Annotated in this window: 15 protein-coding genes and 1 riboswitch; of the genes, 6 read left to right on the top strand and 9 right to left on the bottom strand. The window is 70.4% G+C overall.

Going from position 1 to position 16,267, the window contains the following annotated elements; all coding sequences use genetic code 11:
• Positions 1–127: 127 nt before the first annotated feature.
• The 6 genes from J7E97_RS25415 (at position 128) to J7E97_RS25390 (ending at position 6,129) form a co-directional block, all read left to right on the top strand.
• On the top strand, positions 128–631 hold the full coding sequence (locus tag J7E97_RS25415) for an Lrp/AsnC family transcriptional regulator (RefSeq protein ID WP_073910973.1): 504 nt from the start codon (positions 128–130) through the stop codon (positions 629–631).
• Positions 632–634: 3 nt separating this feature from the next.
• Entirely contained in the window at positions 635–1,996 is a 1,362-nt protein-coding gene (locus J7E97_RS25410) for an aspartate aminotransferase family protein (protein ID WP_215031565.1), read from the top strand.
• Between the two features lie 193 nt (positions 1,997–2,189).
• Entirely contained in the window at positions 2,190–2,954 is a 765-nt protein-coding gene (locus J7E97_RS25405; RefSeq protein ID WP_215031562.1) for an ABC transporter ATP-binding protein, read from the top strand.
• Positions 2,936–4,009 (top strand): hypothetical protein, encoded by a 1,074-nt coding sequence (locus J7E97_RS25400; RefSeq protein ID WP_215031559.1) that lies wholly within the window; start codon positions 2,936–2,938, stop codon positions 4,007–4,009. Before J7E97_RS25405 ends, J7E97_RS25400 begins: the two co-directional genes overlap by 19 nt.
• A gap of 26 nt (positions 4,010–4,035) precedes the next feature.
• Entirely contained in the window at positions 4,036–5,133 is a 1,098-nt protein-coding gene (locus J7E97_RS25395; RefSeq protein ID WP_215031556.1) for an LOG family protein, read from the top strand.
• A 93-nt stretch (positions 5,134–5,226) separates the two neighbouring features.
• Complete coding sequence (locus J7E97_RS25390; protein WP_215031553.1) at positions 5,227–6,129, top strand: hypothetical protein; 903 nt, start codon at positions 5,227–5,229, stop codon at positions 6,127–6,129.
• 158 nt (positions 6,130–6,287) lie between these two features.
• On the opposite strand, the gene J7E97_RS25385 is transcribed toward J7E97_RS25390, so the two are convergent.
• From J7E97_RS25385 to rpsB, 9 genes are all read right to left on the bottom strand, one after another.
• The gene (locus J7E97_RS25385) at positions 6,288–7,310 is read right to left on the bottom strand and encodes an ABC transporter ATP-binding protein (protein ID WP_215031550.1); all 1,023 of its coding nucleotides are present in this window, start codon (positions 7,308–7,310) and stop codon (positions 6,288–6,290) included.
• Positions 7,310–8,926: an iron ABC transporter permease gene (locus J7E97_RS25380; protein ID WP_215031635.1), complete on the bottom strand. Its 1,617-nt coding sequence runs from the start codon at positions 8,924–8,926 to the stop codon at positions 7,310–7,312. The genes J7E97_RS25385 and J7E97_RS25380 overlap by 1 nt, the downstream gene beginning before the upstream one ends.
• Before the next feature lie 62 nt (positions 8,927–8,988).
• Positions 8,989–10,080 (bottom strand): thiamine ABC transporter substrate binding subunit, encoded by a 1,092-nt coding sequence (locus J7E97_RS25375; RefSeq protein WP_215031548.1) that lies wholly within the window; start codon positions 10,078–10,080, stop codon positions 8,989–8,991.
• A gap of 83 nt (positions 10,081–10,163) precedes the next feature.
• Positions 10,164–10,271: riboswitch (TPP riboswitch) on the bottom strand.
• Between the two features lie 58 nt (positions 10,272–10,329).
• A complete protein-coding gene (gene rlmN / locus J7E97_RS25370) occupies positions 10,330–11,442 on the bottom strand; it encodes a 23S rRNA (adenine(2503)-C(2))-methyltransferase RlmN (protein ID WP_215031546.1) in 1,113 nt (370 codons plus the stop codon).
• A 160-nt stretch (positions 11,443–11,602) separates the two neighbouring features.
• The gene (locus J7E97_RS25365) at positions 11,603–12,682 is read right to left on the bottom strand and encodes a phosphatidate cytidylyltransferase (RefSeq protein WP_215031544.1); all 1,080 of its coding nucleotides are present in this window, start codon (positions 12,680–12,682) and stop codon (positions 11,603–11,605) included.
• Positions 12,682–13,239, bottom strand: a complete 558-nt coding sequence (frr, locus tag J7E97_RS25360; protein ID WP_112453867.1) for a ribosome recycling factor — start codon at positions 13,237–13,239, stop codon at positions 12,682–12,684. Before frr ends, J7E97_RS25365 begins: the two co-directional genes overlap by 1 nt.
• Positions 13,240–13,353: 114 nt before the next feature.
• The gene (gene pyrH, locus J7E97_RS25355) at positions 13,354–14,133 is read right to left on the bottom strand and encodes a UMP kinase (RefSeq protein ID WP_215031542.1); all 780 of its coding nucleotides are present in this window, start codon (positions 14,131–14,133) and stop codon (positions 13,354–13,356) included.
• A 162-nt stretch (positions 14,134–14,295) separates the two neighbouring features.
• The gene (gene tsf / locus J7E97_RS25350) at positions 14,296–15,132 is read right to left on the bottom strand and encodes a translation elongation factor Ts (protein ID WP_215031540.1); all 837 of its coding nucleotides are present in this window, start codon (positions 15,130–15,132) and stop codon (positions 14,296–14,298) included.
• A 134-nt stretch (positions 15,133–15,266) separates the two neighbouring features.
• The gene (gene rpsB / locus J7E97_RS25345) at positions 15,267–16,223 is read right to left on the bottom strand and encodes a 30S ribosomal protein S2 (RefSeq protein ID WP_215031538.1); all 957 of its coding nucleotides are present in this window, start codon (positions 16,221–16,223) and stop codon (positions 15,267–15,269) included.
• Positions 16,224–16,267: the final 44 nt, after the last annotated feature.

Below are 16,267 nucleotides of genomic sequence, written 5' to 3'. Positions count from 1 at the left end.
TACCCAGCTTAGCGTCTCGGACGCCGTTTTCGACAGGCCCACGCACCACGAACTACGGAATCAGTGAGATCTGCCTCCCGAAACAACGAATTACATCGTTCTCGCCTTGCGGAACAGACGACTCCTCGTGCACAGTGAGGTCGTGGTCAGTCGAAGCGCAGATTCCAGGAACAGACAACCGTCCCCTTCGGTCGATGCTGTGTCCTTGGCGATCATCGAGCAACTGCAAGAGGACGGTCGCCGTCCCTACGCAGCGATCGGGAAGGCCGTCGGCCTGTCCGAAGCGGCGGTGCGCCAGCGGGTACAGAAGCTTCTCGACCAGGGCGTCATGCAGATCGTCGCCGTCACGGACCCGCTCACCGTGGGGCTGCGGCGCCAGGCGATGGTCGGCATCAACGTCGAGGGAGACCTCGACCCCGTAGCCGACGCGCTGACGGCCATGGCCGAGTGCGAGTACGTGGTGATGACCGCGGGCTCGTTCGACCTGATGGTCGAAATCGTCTGCGAGGACGACGACCACTTGCTCGAAACGATCAACAAGAAGATCCGCGCGCTCCCCGGCGTGCGATCAACCGAAAGCTTCGTCTACCTGAAGCTGAAGAAGCAGACCTACATGTGGGGAACTCGATAGCCCGTGAGCCAGGACCTCTCCAAGACCGCCTACGACCACCTGTGGATGCACTTCACCCGCATGTCGTCGTACGAGAACTCGCCCGTCCCCACCATCGTGCGGGGTGAGGGCACCTACATCTTCGACGACAAGGGCCAGCGCTACCTGGACGGTCTCGCCGGACTGTTCGTGGTCAACGCCGGTCACGGCCGCAAGGAACTGGCCGAGGTCGCGTACAAGCAGGCCCAGACACTGGCCTTCTTCCCCATCTGGTCGTACGCGCACCCCAAGGCCGTCGAGCTCGCCGAGCGCCTCGCGCACTACGCCCCGGGCGACCTGAACAAGGTCTTCTTCACCACCGGTGGCGGCGAGGCCGTCGAGACCGCCTGGAAGCTCGCCAAGCAGTACTTCAAGCTGCAGGGCAAGCACACCAAGTACAAGGTCATCTCGCGTGCGGTCGCCTACCACGGCACCCCGCAGGGCGCCCTGTCCATCACCGGCCTCCCGGCCCTGAAGGCCCCCTTCGAGCCGCTGGTCCCCGGCGCGCACAAGGTGGTCAACACCAACATCTACCGCGCCCCGATCTACGGCGACGACCCCGAGGCCTACGGCCGCTGGTGCGCCGACCAGATCGAGCAGGAGATCCTGTTCGAGGGCGCCGACACCGTCGCCGCCGTCTTCCTGGAGCCGGTGCAGAACGCCGGCGGCTGCTTCCCGCCGCCGCCCGGGTACTTCCAGCGCGTCCGCGAGATCTGCGACGAGTACGACGTGCTGCTCGTCTCCGACGAGACGATCTGCGCGTTCGGCCGCCTCGGCACCATGTTCGCCTGTGACAAGTTCGACTACATCCCGGACATGATCACCTGCGCGAAGGGCATGACCTCGGGCTACTCCCCGATCGGTGCCTGCATCATCTCGGACAGGCTCGCCGAGCCGTTCTACAAGGGTGACAACACCTTCCTGCACGGCTACACCTTCGGCGGACACCCGGTGTCCTCGGCGGTGGCGCTCGCCAACCTCGACATCTTCGACAAGGAAGGCCTCAACCAGCACGTGCTGGACAACGAGGACGCCTTCCGCTCGACGCTGGAGAAGCTGCACGACCTGCCGATCGTCGGCGACGTCCGCGGCAACGGCTACTTCTACGGCATCGAGCTCGTCAAGGACAAGGTCACCAAGGAGTCCTTCACGGACGAGGAGACGGAGCGCGTGCTCTACGGCTTCCTCTCCAAGGCGCTCTTCGAGAACGGCCTGTACTGCCGCGCCGACGACCGTGGCGACCCGGTCATCCAGCTGGCCCCGCCGCTGATCGCCGACCAGGGCACCTTCGACGAGATCGAAGGCATCCTGCGCCGCGTGCTCACCGAGGCCTGGACCAAGCTCTAACCAGCAGCCGTCCTCCAGCGGGAAACCGGCACCGAATCGTCCGGCCACACGGCCCGGATCCTCCGTTCGAGTGAGAAAGCGGGGGTCCGGGCCGTGTGCTGTCACCATCCAAGACGTTCATCTCTTTACATCTCATTGCGGCGCCAGTGACCTACTCGGCTCCGCTTCGTTCCCCCGGACGGAGGTGTACGCCATGGTGGCTCCACCGGACAACGCCCCACCGGATAATGACGTCCTCTGGGCACGGTCCCTTCACTACTCCCACAGCGGTTCGCCCGGCCTCATCGGGGTCTCGATCGGCGTCCGCGCGGGTGAGATCCTCGCCGTCACGGGCCCCCGCGGCAGCGGCAAGACCACGCTCCTGCGCTGCCTGTCCGGGCAGCTGCTGCCCGAACAGGGCGAGGTCTGGTTCAACAGCGTCCCCGTGCACACCATGGGGCCGTCGGCCCGCGAGCGGCTGCGCCGCGACCGCTTCGGCTGGATCGGCCCCGAGCCGCAGCTGCTGCCCGAGCTCCGGGTGTGGGAGAACGCCGCCCTGCCGCTGCTCATGGCGGGCGCGAGCCACCGGAGCGCCAAACGGGCCGCCTGCGAATGGCTGGACCGCCTCGACATCGGCGCCTTCGCCCGCAAGCACCCCGGAGTCCTCAACCGGGCCGAGTCCCAGCGCGTCGCCCTCGCCCGCGCCCTCGCGAGCGAACCAGCCGTGATCTTCGCCGACGAGCCCACGGCCCCCCTGCACCGCGCCGAACGCGCCCTGCTCCTGCGCACCCTCACCAGCGCGGCCCGCTCGCACGAGATCACCGTGCTGCTGGCCACCCACGACGAGGAGACGGCGGCCGCCGCCGACCGGCGGATCGCTCTGCTCGACGGCCGTCCGGCCGCGACCGCGACCGCCTCCCCCCAGACCGCCTTCCCCCAGCCCCCGGAGGAACAGGCCGCGTGCTCGCTCTCCGCCTAGCCCGCGGCTCCCGGCCGCTCGTCCAGCTGCGCCGGCTGCTCGTCGCCGCGGCCTCCGCCGGCAGCGGCTTCCTGCTGCTGTACGTGCTCGCGGAGGCCGCGGCCCGGCCCGCCGGATCGTTCCCCCAGCTGCTGTGGGCCCTGGTGCCGCTCGCCGTCACCGTCCAGTTCGCCGTCGCCGTGGCCCGTACCGACCCGGCGACCAAGCCCCGGGAAGGGCTGGACGCCGCCGGGCTGGGGCCCGTACGGCTCACCCTGGTCGCGGCGATCTCCACGGCCGTCGCCTGCGCCCTCGGCAGCGCCGTCGCCCTGGCCGTCTTCCTCCACCTGCGCGGAAACCTCGCCGGGCTGCCCTTCGACGGGGCCGGGGCGCGACTGCTGCACGCCGATCAGCCGCTGCCCGTCGCCGCCGCCCTCACCCTGCTGGCCCTGCTCCCGGCGGCCGCCTCGGCGGCCACCGCCCTCGCCCTGCGACCCCACCCCCGGCCGGCCCCGCACACCCTGCTGCCGTGGGGCATCGCCCTCACCGCCTGCGGACTCGCCAGCCTCGCCACCACCGGCCCCGGCGGCATCGGCAGGCCGGCCGGCTGGGCGCTGACCGCCGTCGGGCTCGCCCTCGCCGGTCCCGGCCTCACCTACGCCTGCGGGGCGCTCGTCCAGGCCGTACGCCCCGGCGCGATCCGGCTGCTGGCCGGGCGGACCCTCCAGGAGGAGGCCCCCCGGCTCGGCGCCCCGCTCGGCGTCCTGTGCGCGGTCGGGGCGGGGGCGCTCAGCACCGTGGCCCTCGGCGACCGGGGCGGCCTCCAGGTCCCGCTCGGGCCCCTCACCGCGCCCGCCGCCGCCCTCGTGGTGGTGTGCGCGGTCGCGACATTGCTCACATCCGCGGTCGAGGTGCACCAGTCCCGTACCGGCACCCGCGAGACCCTGGCCGGGCTGGGCGCCCCGGGCAAAGTGCTGCGGGGCGCCGCGACTCTGCGGGCCACCGCACTGGCCGCCGTGTCCCTTCCCCTCGTCTGGGGTGTGGCACAGCTGACGTCCCTGGCATTGACCCGCTGAGCCAGGCAGCCCTTAGTGTGGGCCGAATGGTCAACGCAGACATCGAGATCGAGACGCTCGCCGAATTCGACCGGGTAGCGGCCCGCGGCTCGCTCAGCGGGTACCGGATCCAGTCGGTCAACCTCCTGGAGCGGACCTTCGCCCTGCTGTCCGCCGACACCTCCGCCGCCGTGTTCCTGGGCTGCGCGATGGAGCCCGACGCCTCGGTGAAGGTGCGCGCGGACGGCGCGCTGGTCTTCCCGCCCGTCCCGGACCTGCCCTTCAACCCCTACCGGGGCCTCCTCTACACGGCCGAGGAACTGTTCGCCGGACTCGACCGCGGATACGGGGCCACCCCCGACGCCGAGGCCTACGCCTGGTTCCAGGAGACCAAGGCGGACGGGGACGTCTTCTCCTCGATGCTCCGCTCCCTCCACGACGACGCCGTCTCCGACGCGCTCGACGAGCACCTCGCCGGTGCCCGTGTGGTCGGCGTGATGGGCGGCCACGCCATGACCCGCGGCGGGGACGCCTACCGCGGCGCGGCGGAACTCGGCCGCGCCCTGACCCGCTCCGGGCTCACCGTGGCCACCGGCGGCGGCCCCGGCGCCATGGAGGCGGCCAACCTCGGCGCGTACCTCGCCCCGGCCCCCGACGACGCCCTGCCCGAAGCGCTGAAGATCCTCGCCGAGGCCCCGTCCTTCGCGCCGTCCGTCTCCGACTGGGCCCGGGCCGCCTTCGCCGTGCGCGAGCGCTGGCCGGCCGTCCTCGGCGGCGACTCGGTGGGCATCCCCACCTGGTTCTACGGACACGAGCCGCCGAACGCCTTCGCCGAGCACATCGCGAAGTACTTCGCGAACGCCACCCGCGAGGACGGGCTCCTCGCTCGGTCCAACGCCGGCGTGGTCTTCCTGCCGGGTGCGGCGGGCACGGTCCAGGAGATCTTCGACAACGTGACGCCGAACTACTACGCGTCGCGGGGCGAGCCCACGCCGATGGTCCTCGTCGACCGCGCCCACTGGACGGAGCACCTCCCGGTCTGGCCGCTGCTCCGGGCGCTCGCGCGGGGCCGTGCGATGGAGTCGCGGATCGCGCTCGTGGACTCGGTGGACGAGGTTCCGGCGGCACTCGCCACCATGTCCTGACCGCGGCCAGGCAACTTCCCGGCCGTTCCACACGTCTGGAAGAGGTACGCAACACACACCGCACCACCTGCCAGACGTGAACGGAGCCCCCGGGTGCTCATAGGCCTGCTGACCGCTATCGCGGCGTCCATCTGCTACGGCACGGGATCCGTCCTGCAAGCCGTGGGCTCCCGGCGCGCGGCCCGGATGTCCCCGGCCGCCGCCGGGGTCACCCAGCACGGCGGCCCGAACCTCGCGTCCACCGCGAAGGCCGCGATGACCTGGGAGTTCATCGTCGGTACGATCCTGGACTTCGTGGGCTTCGGCCTGGGGGCCCTGGCCGCCCGCCTCCTGCCCCTCTTCCTCTCCCAGACGGTCATCAGCGCCAACCTGGTGATCACGGCCGTGCTCAGCGTGAAGATGCTCGGGATCCAGCTGACGCGCAAGGAATGGACCTCGATCGGCGTGGTCTGCGCGGCGCTGGTCCTGCTGGCGACGGCGGCGGGCCACGAGGGCGGCCACTACGCGCCGGCCGCCACGCACTGGTGGCTGCTGGCGGTCACCGCACTGATCATCGTGGGCGGCACGGTGGCGGTGCGCCTCCTCGGCGCCCGGGCCGCGATCCTGGCGGGCCTGCTGTCGGGCCTGGCCTTCGGCGCGCTGGGCGTCGGGGTCCGCATCCTGAACGGCATCGAGCCGCTCTCCCTCACCCCGCTCCTCGCGGACCCGGCCCTCTACGCCATCGTCCTGGCGGGGGCCGGTGGCATGTACCTGCACACGGTGGCGCTCCAGATCGGCTCGGTGAACGGCGCGACCGCCGCCCTGGTGGTCGGCGAAACCGTCCTCCCCGGCGCGATCGGCGTCCTGTGGCTCGGCGACGCCTCCCGCCCCGGCATGGCCTGGCTGGCGGTCCTCGGCTTCGTCCTCGCGGTCACCGGCGCGGTGGCGGTGGCCTGGTACGGCAACCACGAGGGCGCCGATGCGGACACCCCCGTTCCCAGCCCCGCCGGCGTTTGAGGCGCCTTCCCAGCCCCGCCGGCGTTTGAGGCGCCCTTCCCAGCCCCGCCGGCGTTTGAGGCGCCCTTCCAGCCCCGCCGGCGTTTGAGGCGCGGGTCTGGGCAGAGCCCGGGGAACGGTGGAAGGGCGGGTAGAGGACACCGCCCCGCGCAGCGGCCCTACTCCCCCGGGAGGACGACCACCTCGGCCGGGGCGAACGTCACCGCGACCCGCTCCCCGACCCCGGGGGCCCCGGCCAGCCCGCACTCCGCCTCCAGCACCGGCCCCACCTCAGGCCGCAGCAGCAGCGCCACATGCGTGCCCCGGAAGGTCCGCGACACCACCTCGCAGCCCAGCCCCTCGGGCGACAGCACGACCCCGGCCGGCCGGATCAGCACCCGCCGCTCCCCCTCCGCAGCCCCCGCAGGAACCGGCACCTTCCCCCACGCCGTCACGGCGACCCCGCCCGACACCACCGCCGGGACCACGTTCTCGAAGCCCAGGAACCGCGCCACGAACTCCGAGGCCGGCCGCTCCCACACCTCCAGCGGGGTCCCCGCCTGCGCGATCCGCCCGTCCCGCATCACGACCACCCGGTCGGCCAGCGCGAACGCCTCCCCCTGGTCGTGCGTGACGGCCAGCACGGTCGTCCCCAGCCGCGAGAACAGCTGCCGCAGCTCCACGACCAGCCGCTCCCGCAGCCCCCGGTCCAGCTGCCCCAAGGGCTCGTCCAGCATCAGCAGCCTCGGCGAGGGCGCCAGCGCCCGCGCCAGCGCGACGCGCTGCTGCTCGCCGCCGGACAGCGAGGCCACCGCCCTGCCCTGGGCCCCGGGGAGCCCGACCAGCTCCAGGAGCTCCGCGACCCGGCCCCCGTAGGACGCCTTCGAGGAGCCCCTCATCCGCAGTCCGAACGCGACGTTCCCGCCCACGTCCCGGTGCGGGAACAGCTGGTGGTCCTGGAACATCATGCCCACCCCCCGCCGGTGTACGGGCACCCCCGCCTGGTCGACGCCGCCGAGCAGCACCCGCCCCCGCGAGACGGGCTGGAGCCCGGCCACCACCCGCAGCAGGGTGGACTTGCCGCTCCCGCTCGGCCCGAGCACGCACACGATCTCGTGCTCGGCGACCTTCAGGTCCACGGCGTCCACGGCCGCCCGCTCACCGAAGCGGACCGACACCCCTTCCAGCTGAAGCAGTGTCATCAGAACTCCCCGGAAGTCTTGTCGGGCCGCAGCCGCTCCAGCAGGAGCAGCGACACCGCGCACACCAGCATCAGGATCGTGCTCAGGGCCATCGCCTGCCCGTAGTTCATCTCCCCGGCCCGCCCCAGCAGCCGTGCCACGGCGACGGGCAGCGTCGGATGGTCGGGGCGCGCGATGAAGACGGTCGCCCCGAACTCCCCGAGGGACACGGCGAAGGCGAATCCGGCCGCGATCAGCAGGGCCCGGCGCACCATCGGCAGGTCCACCTCACGCCAGGCCCGCAGCGGCGAGGCGCCGAGCACGGCGGCGGCTTCCCGCAGGCGCCCGTCCACCGCGCGCAGCACGGGCAGCATGGTCCGTACGACGAAGGGCACGCCCACCAGCGCCTGGGCCAGCGGCACCAGGATCCACGAGGTCCGCAGGTCCAGCGGGGGTTCGTCCAGGGTGATGAGGAAGCCGAAACCGACGGTCACGGCCGACACCCCGAGCGGCAGCATCAGCAGCGCGTCGAAGCCCCGTACGAAGCGGCCCGCGCGCCGGGTCAGGGCGGCCGCCGCGAGTCCGCCGACGGCCAGCGCGATGGCGGTGGCGGCCAGCGCGTATTGCAAGGAGTTCCAGATGGCCTCCAGTGGCGGCACCAGAAACGTTCCCCCGCCGGCGCCGACTTCCTGGAGTGCCCGGTAGAAGCCGAACCCGTATCCGCCGGGGGCGTCCAGCGACCGTTCGACCAGCACGGCGAGCGGCGCCACGATCAGCAGCAGCACCGTCAGCAGCACCCCGCCGAGCAGGGAGCGCTCCGCCCAGCCGCGCGGCCGGTGCGCGGTCCGTCCCGGGTCCACGAGCCGCAGCGCGGTCTCCCGTTTGCGCACGGTCCAGGCGTGCACGCCGAGGATCACGGCGACGGCGGCGAACTGCACCATCGTCAGCATCGCGGCCGTCGGCAGGTCCAGGAGCTGCGCGGTCTGCCGGTAGACCTCCACCTCCAGGGTGGAGTACGAGGGCCCGCCCAGGATCTGCACGACCCCGAAGGAGCTGAAGGTGAACAGGAACACCATCAGCGAAGCGGCCGCCACGGCCGGGGCGAGCGCGGGCAGCGTCACCCGCCGCCAGGCGGCGAACCGCCCGGCGCCCAGCACCTGGGCGGCCTCCTCCTGGCGCGGGTCCAGTTGCGCCCAGAGTCCTGCGACGGTGCGGATGACGACGGCGTAGTTGAAGAAGACGTGCGCGAGCAGGATCGCCCACACGGTCGTGTCGAGACGGATCCCCCACACCTCGTCCAGCAGGCCGTTGCGCCCCACCAGCGCCAGGAAGGCGGTGCCGACCACGACGGTCGGCAGGACGAACGGCACGGTCACCAGCGCCCGCAGCAGCTGTTTGCCGGGGAACTCGAAGCGCGCGAAGACGTACGCGCCGGGGAGCGCGATCAGGAGCGTGAGCACCGTCGACGCGAGCGCCTGCCAGGTGGTGAACCACAGGACGCCGGCGATGTCGGGCCGGGCCAGTACTTCGCCGATCCGGCCGAACTGCCAGCCCTCGTCGGTCTTGAGCCCGCGTCCGACGATCGCGGCGACGGGATAGGCGAAGAACAGCCCGAAGAAGGCGAGCGGTACGGCCATCAGACCGAGCCTGACGGCCGTCGCCCGCCCGCTCTCCTTCGGTGCGGTGCGCACTCGCCCCACTACTTCACGACGAGCGCGGACCAGGCCTTGACCCACTGGTCGCGGTTCTTCGCGATGGCGTCGGGGGCGACCGTCTCCGGCTTCTCGATCACGACGCCGTGCTTCGTGAAGAGCTCCGGCAGCTTCGCGTCCTTGGTCACCGGGTTCACGAACATCTGGAGCGGCATGTCCTCCTGGAACTTCTCGGAGATCAGGAAGTCGAGGAGCGCCTTGCCGCCCTCCTCGTTCTTCGCGCCCTTCAGCAGGCCCGCGAACTCGGTCTGCCGGAAGCAGGTGCCGGTCGCGACGCCCGTGGGGGCCTCGGCCGGCTGCGGCTCGGCGTAGAGGACCTCGACCGGCGGGCTGGAGGCGTAGGACACGACCAGCGGGCGGTCGCCCTTGGCCTTCTTGCCGCCGGCCGAGCCGGAGAAGCGCTCGTTGTAGGCCTGCTCCCAGCCGTCGACGACCTCGACGCCGTTGGCCTTGAGCTTGCTCCAGTAGTCCTTCCAGCCGTCGTCGCCGTACTTGCCGGCGGAGGCGAGGAGGAAGCCGAGGCCGGGCGAGGAGGTCGCGGCGTTCTCGGTGACCAGCAGGTCCTTGTACTCCGGCTTGATCAGGTCGTCCAGCGTCTGCGGCGGGGCGAGCTTCTTGTCGGCGAAGTAGGCCTTGTCGTAGTTGACGCAGATGTCACCGGAGTCGACCGGGGTGACCCGGTGCTCCTTGTCGAGCACGGACTCGGGCTTCACCTCGGCCAGCCCCTTGGCCTCGTACGGCGTGAAGATGCCGTTGTCGAGGGCGCGGGAGAGGAGCGTGTTGTCCACGCCGAAGAAGACGTCGCCGCGCGGGGAGCCCTTGGTCAGGATCTCCTGGTTCAGCGCGGCACCGGCGTCGCCCGACTTCAGGACCTTGACGGTGTAGCCGCTCTGCTGCTCGAACTCCTTGAGGACCGTGTCGGTCACGTTGAAGGAGTCGTGCGAGACGAGGGTGACCGTCTTGGACTTGGGGGCGTCGCCCGCGGACTTGTCCTTGACGTCGCCGCCGCAGGCGCTGAGCGTGGTGACGCCGAGCGCGGCCACGAGCGCTACGCCCGCGAGCTTTTTGGTGGTGCTCATTGGTGCATTCCTCCTGGATGTCCAGGAGAAGACGCGGCCCTGCCCGGCGCTCCGTGGAGCGGACGCCGGGCAGGGCGCAACAGCTTGAGTGGTGACCGAACTTCCTACCCCGAATGACCGGGGCGAGGTTCAGAGGGTCTGCGGTGACGGAACCGCACTCTCAGCGCTGTGGCGCTCCCCTGTCGGAATATGAAATTGGTTCGGCCACAGCGTACCCCGCGGCCGAAATCGAACCTTGACCGGCGGAAATCAGCGCTCCGAGGCGGCGAGCTGTCCGCACGCGCCGTCGATCTCCTGACCACGGGTGTCACGTACGGTCACCGGCACGCCGTGGCGGGCGATGGCCGCCACGAACGCCTTCTCGTCCTCGGGCCGCGAGGCGGTCCACTTCGAGCCCGGCGTCGGGTTCAGCGGGATCAGGTTGACGTGCACGCGCTTGCCCTTGAGCAGCCTGCCGAGCAGGTCACCACGCCAGGCCTGGTCGTTGATGTCGCGGATCAGGGCGTACTCGATGGAGATGCGGCGGCCGGACTTCTCCGCGTACTCCCAGGCCGCGCCGAGCACCTCGCGCACGTTCCAGCGCGTGTTCACGGGCACCAGGGTGTCGCGCAGCTCGTCGTCCGGCGCGTGCAGCGAGACGGCGAGACGGCACTTGAAGCCCTCGTCGGCGAAGCGCAGCATGGCCGGGACCAGGCCCACGGTGGAGACGGTGATCCCGCGCTGGGAGAGGCCGAGCCCGTCGGGCTCCGGGTCCGTGAGCCGGCGGATGGCGCCGACGACGCGGTTGTAGTTGGCGAGCGGCTCGCCCATGCCCATGAAGACGATGTTCGACAGCCGTGCCGGACCGCCGGGGACCTCGCCGTCGCGCAGCGCGCGCATGCCGTCGACGATCTGGTGGACGATCTCGGCGGTGGACAGGTTGCGGTCCAGACCCGCCTGGCCGGTGGCGCAGAACGGACAGTTCATGCCGCAGCCGGCCTGCGAGGAGATGCACATGGTCACCCGGTCGGGGTAGCGCATCAGGACGGACTCGACGAGCGTGCCGTCGTGCAGCTTCCACAGGGTCTTGCGGGTGGTGTCGTCGTCACAGGAGATGTGCCGCAGGACGTTCATCAGGTCCGGCAGCAGCTCCTGCTGGAGCTTCTCGCGGGACGCGGCGGGGATGTCGGTCCACTGGGCCGGGTCGTGCGCGTACCGGGAGAAGTAGTGCTGCGAGAGCTGCTTGGCCCGGAACGGCTTCTCACCGATCGCGGCGACGGCCTCCCGGCGCTCCTCGGGGGTGAGGTCGGCGAGGTGCCGGGGCGGCTTCTTCGCTCCACGGGGGGCGACGAAAGTGAGCTCTCCCGGAACAGGGCGGGCCATGGCAGGTACTCCTTGTAAGACGAAAGGCGCGCCGCAGAAGCAGCACGCCCTTCAAGAGTAACCGCCCCGGCCCTGCCGGAGCCTTCCGTCGTACGCCGCCCCCACCCGGCGGGGTCCCGCCGATGAGGAGCCCGCACCCCGCAGGCTCCGCCCGCCCGGATCAGCCGGTGCCGACGAAAGCGGCCAGCAGCAGCCAGACCACCGGAGCCGTCGGAAGCAGCGAGTCCAGTCGGTCCATGATGCCGCCGTGGCCCGGCAGCAGGGTGCCCATGTCCTTGATGCCGAGGTCGCGCTTGATCATCGACTCGCCGAGGTCGCCCAGCGTGGCGCTGACCGCGACCGCGAAGCCCAGTACCAGGCCCTGCCACCACGAGCCCCCGTCGATCAGGAACTCCATGCACAGCGCGCCGGCCGCCATCGCGAAGGCCACCGCTCCGAGGAGCCCCTCGCGGGTCTTCCCGGGGCTGATGCGCGGGGCGAGCTTGGTCTTGCCGAAGCGCCAGCCCACGGCGTAGGCCCCGGTATCGCTGACCACGGTCAGGACCAGGAAGGTGACGACCCGCTGCGGACCGTCGTCGGCGGTGAGCAGCATCGTGACGGACGTGGCCAGGAACGGCACGTAGAACGCCGCGAAGACACCGGCGGTGACGTCCTTGAGGTAGTCCTCGGGCGGTTCGGTCATCCGCCAGACGAGGACGGCCAGCGCCGTCAGGGCCATGGCCACCCAAGCGCCCTCGGCGCCGCGGACGTACCCGGCGATGACCATCGCCGCGCCGCCGATCGCGAGCGGGACCAGCGGAGCCTTGATGCCCTTCTTCTCCTGGAGCCGGGAGGTGAGCTCCCACAGGCCCACGACCACCGCCACGACGACGACGCCGACGAACACCGCCTTGACGATGAACAGGGAGGCGAAGACCACCGTGCCGAGGCCGATGCCGACCCCTATGGCGGCCCGCAGATCCCGTCCCGCGCGCTTCTTCTGAGGCGGCGGAGTGGGGTCCTGCGGTGCCGACGAAGGCGGGGGCGGCGGGGGGCTGGGCATGGGCTCCTGCGGCGGCGTCTCGGCGCGGAAGAGGGAGCCGCCGTCAGCGGCGGCCCCCCGATCGCGTGCTTCCCGGTCGTCGAAGTCACGGCCGGCGGCATCGGGCACGATGGGCATGGGCCGAGTGTGCGGGCCCGCCTGCGCATCGTATGCGGGACCCGCCGGAACCGGCTCCGGCTGCCAGGAAGAGTCGTTCATCAGACTTCGAGGAGCTCGGCTTCCTTGTGCTTCAGCAGCTCGTCCACCTGCGCGACGTACTTCGCGGTGGTGTCGTCGAGCTCCTTCTCGGCGCGGCGCACCTCGTCCTCGCCGGCTTCCTTGTCCTTGACGAGCTTGTCGAGGGCGTCCTTCGCCTTGCGGCGGATGGCGCGGATCGACACCTTGGAGTCCTCGGCCTTGGTGCGCGCGACCTTGATGTACTCCTTGCGGCGGTCCTGCGTCAGCTCGGGGAAGGTCACCCGGATGATGCTGCCGTCGTTGCTCGGGTTGACACCGAGGTCCGAGTCGCGGATGGCCGTCTCGATGTTGCGCAGTGCGCTCTTGTCGAACGGGGTCACGATCGCCATGCGCGGCTCGGGCACGGAGAAGGAGGCGAGCTGGTTGATGGGCGTGATGGCGCCGTAGTACTCCGCCACGATCTTGTTGAACATCGCCGGGTGCGCACGACCGGTGCGAATCGCGGCGAAGTCTTCCTTGGCGACGACGACGGCCTTTTCCATCTTCTCCTCGGCCTCGAGGAGGATCTCTTCGGTCACCACGTGCTCCTGCATGTCAGAAATGGATGGTTCGGGCGGGCGGGGCCGGCTCGGCCCGGCAGGGCTCGAACCGGCGGCGGGTGCTCGGACCCGGAGTGCCCAGGTCCGGAGTGCTCAGGTCCGGGTGCCCTGGTCGCTCACGAGCGTGCCGATCTTCTCACCCTTGACCGCGCGGGCGATATTGCCCTCGGCGAGCAGTTCGAAGACCAGGATCGGCAGCTTGTTGTCGCGGCACAGCGTGATGGCGGTGGCGTCGGCGACCTTGAGGTCGCGCGAGAGCACCTCGCTGTATTCCAGCGCGTCGAACTTCACCGCGTCCGGGTTCTTCTTGGGGTCGGAGTCGTAGACCCCGTCGACGCCGTTCTTGCCCATGAGCAGGGCTTCGGCGTCGATTTCCAGGGCACGCTGGGCGGCCGTGGTGTCGGTGGAGAAGTAGGGCATGCCCATGCCGGCGCCGAAGATGACCACACGGCCCTTCTCCAGGTGGCGCACGGCGCGCAGCGGGATGTACGGCTCGGCGACCTGCCCCATGGTGATGGCGGTCTGGACGCGGGAATCGATGCCTTCCTTCTCCAGGAAGTCCTGGAGGGCGAGGCAGTTCATGACCGTGCCGAGCATGCCCATGTAGTCGGACCGGGCCCGGTCCATGCCGCGCTGCTGGAGTTCGGCGCCGCGGAAGAAGTTGCCGCCGCCGATCACGATGGCGATCTCCGCGCCGTCGCGGACCACCGCGGCGATCTCGCGCGCGATGGCGTGGACGACGTCGGGGTCGACGCCAAGTCCTCCGCCGCCGGAGAAGGCCTCGCCCGACAGCTTCAGCATGAAGCGGCGGCCCTTCTTGTCCTGGTGGCTCTTGTCGTCGGAAGCGGTGTGGGTGTCCACGCCCTGATTCATGGAGATCTCCTCGTGCACATACGAAGAAGGCCATTGCCGGTGGGTCCTTGCGGTTCCCTCTACGGCAATGGCCTCCTCGTCAGATCTGCGGTCGTCCTGCGCGAACGCGGGCGACTGCTTCAGACCCTACCGGGGTCCGGTGTCCGTCGCGTACGGACGGACTCAGATGCCGACCTTGATGCGCGCGAAGCGCACCAGGTTGACACCGGCCTCGTCCAGAACCTTCTGGACGGACTTCTTGGCGTCCAGGGCGTAGGCCTGGCCGAGCAGGGTGTTGTCGCGGAAGAAGCCGTTGACACGACCCTCGACGATCTTCGGCAGGGCAGCCTCGGGCTTGCCCTCCGCGCGGGTGACCTCTTCGGCGACGCGACGCTCGGACTCGACCACGTCGGCCGGAACGTCGTCCTTGGAGAGCCACTTCGGCGCGAACGCGGCGATGTGCTGCGCGATGCCGCGGGCGACCTCGGCGTTCTCCTTGTCGAGCTCGACAAGGACGCCGATCTGGAACGGCAGGTCGGGCATCGTGCGGTGCATGTACGCCGAGACGTAGCCACCGGTGAACTGCGCGAAGCGGTCCAGGACGATCTTCTCGCCGAGGTTGGCGTTGGCCTCGTCCACGAACGCCTGGACGGTCTTGCCCGGGGCGATCTCGGACGCGAGCAGCGCCTCGATGTCGGCCGGGGAGGTCGCGGCGACGTGCGCGGCCAGCTCTTCGGTGACGGCCAGGAACTTGTCGCCCTTGGCGACGAAGTCCGTCTCGCACTTCAGCTCGAGGATGACACCGGAGGTGTTGTCCTCGGAGATGACGGAGACGACGGCACCGTTCTCGGCAGAACGGCCTTCGCGCTTGGCGACGCCCTTCTGACCCTTGATGCGGAGCGCCTCGATGGCCTTGTCGACGTCACCGTCGGCCTCGACCAGCGCGTTCTTGCAGTCCAGCATGCCGACGCCGGTGAGCTCGCGGAGCTTCTTGACGTCAGCGGCGGTGTAGTTCGCCATGAGTCTGTGATTCTCTCTCGAAGTCGTAGATCTACGGGTGAACGGCGGAGGAGCGCGCTTTTGGCGCGGCTCCCCCGCCGTCATCGTCCGTGCTGCGAGTGCCCGGCGTATGAACGCCGGGCGCTCTCAGTGGGTCAGGCCTGCTCGGCGTCGGCGGCCGGAGCCTCGACGACGGCCTCGGCGGCAACCTCGGCCTCGGCGGCCGGAGCGGCCTCAGCCTCGGCGGCGGGAGCAGCCTCGGCCTCGACGGCGGGGGTCTCGACAGCGGCCTCGGCCGGAGCGGCCTCAACAGCCTCGTCTGCGGAGTCCTTCTTCTCGCCCTCGAGGAGGTCGCGCTCCCACTCGGCGAGCGGCTCGGCAGCGGCCTTCTCGCCCGGCTTCGAGTCACCAGTGGCGGCACCGGAACGGGCGATGAGGCCCTCGGCGACGGCGTCGGCGATCACGCGGGTGAGCAGACCGACGGAGCGGATCGCGTCGTCGTTGCCCGGGATCTTGTAGTCGACCTCGTCGGGGTCGCAGTTGGTGTCGAGGATCGCGACGACCGGGATGTGGAGCTTGCGCGCCTCACCGACGGCGATGTGCTCCTTCTTGGTGTCGACGATCCAGACGGCGCTGGGGACCTTCGACATCTCGCGGATACCACCGAGGGTCTTCTCCAGCTTGATCTTCTCGCGAGAGAGGACCAGGAGCTCCTTCTTGGTGAGACCCGACGCCGCGACGTCGTCGAAGTCGATCGACTCGAGCTCCTTCAGACGCTGAAGGCGCTTGTAGACGGTGGAGAAGTTGGTGAGCATGCCACCCAGCCAGCGCTGGTTGACGTACGGCATACCAACGCGCGTCGCCTGCTCGGCGATGGCCTCCTGGGCCTGCTTCTTGGTACCGATGAACATGATGGAACCGCCGTGCGCGACGGTCTCCTTCACGAACTCGTAGGCGCGGTCGATGTACGACAGCGACTGGAGCAGGTCGATGATGTAGATGCCGTTGCGCTCCGTGAAGATGAAGCGCTTCATCTTCGGGTTCCAACGGCGGGTCTGGTGACCGAAGTGGACGCCGCTTTCCAGCAGCTCCCGCATCGTTACGACGGCCATGGCCATCTCCTTGTTTCTCGGTTTGGTTCCTGACGCCCCTGTCG

Source organism: Streptomyces sp. ISL-66 (assembly GCF_018614135.1).
In the GTDB taxonomy this organism is placed as follows: domain Bacteria; phylum Actinomycetota; class Actinomycetes; order Streptomycetales; family Streptomycetaceae; genus Streptomyces.
Note: the sequence above shows the minus strand (reverse complement) of the source record. Positions and strands in the feature narration are given on the sequence as shown.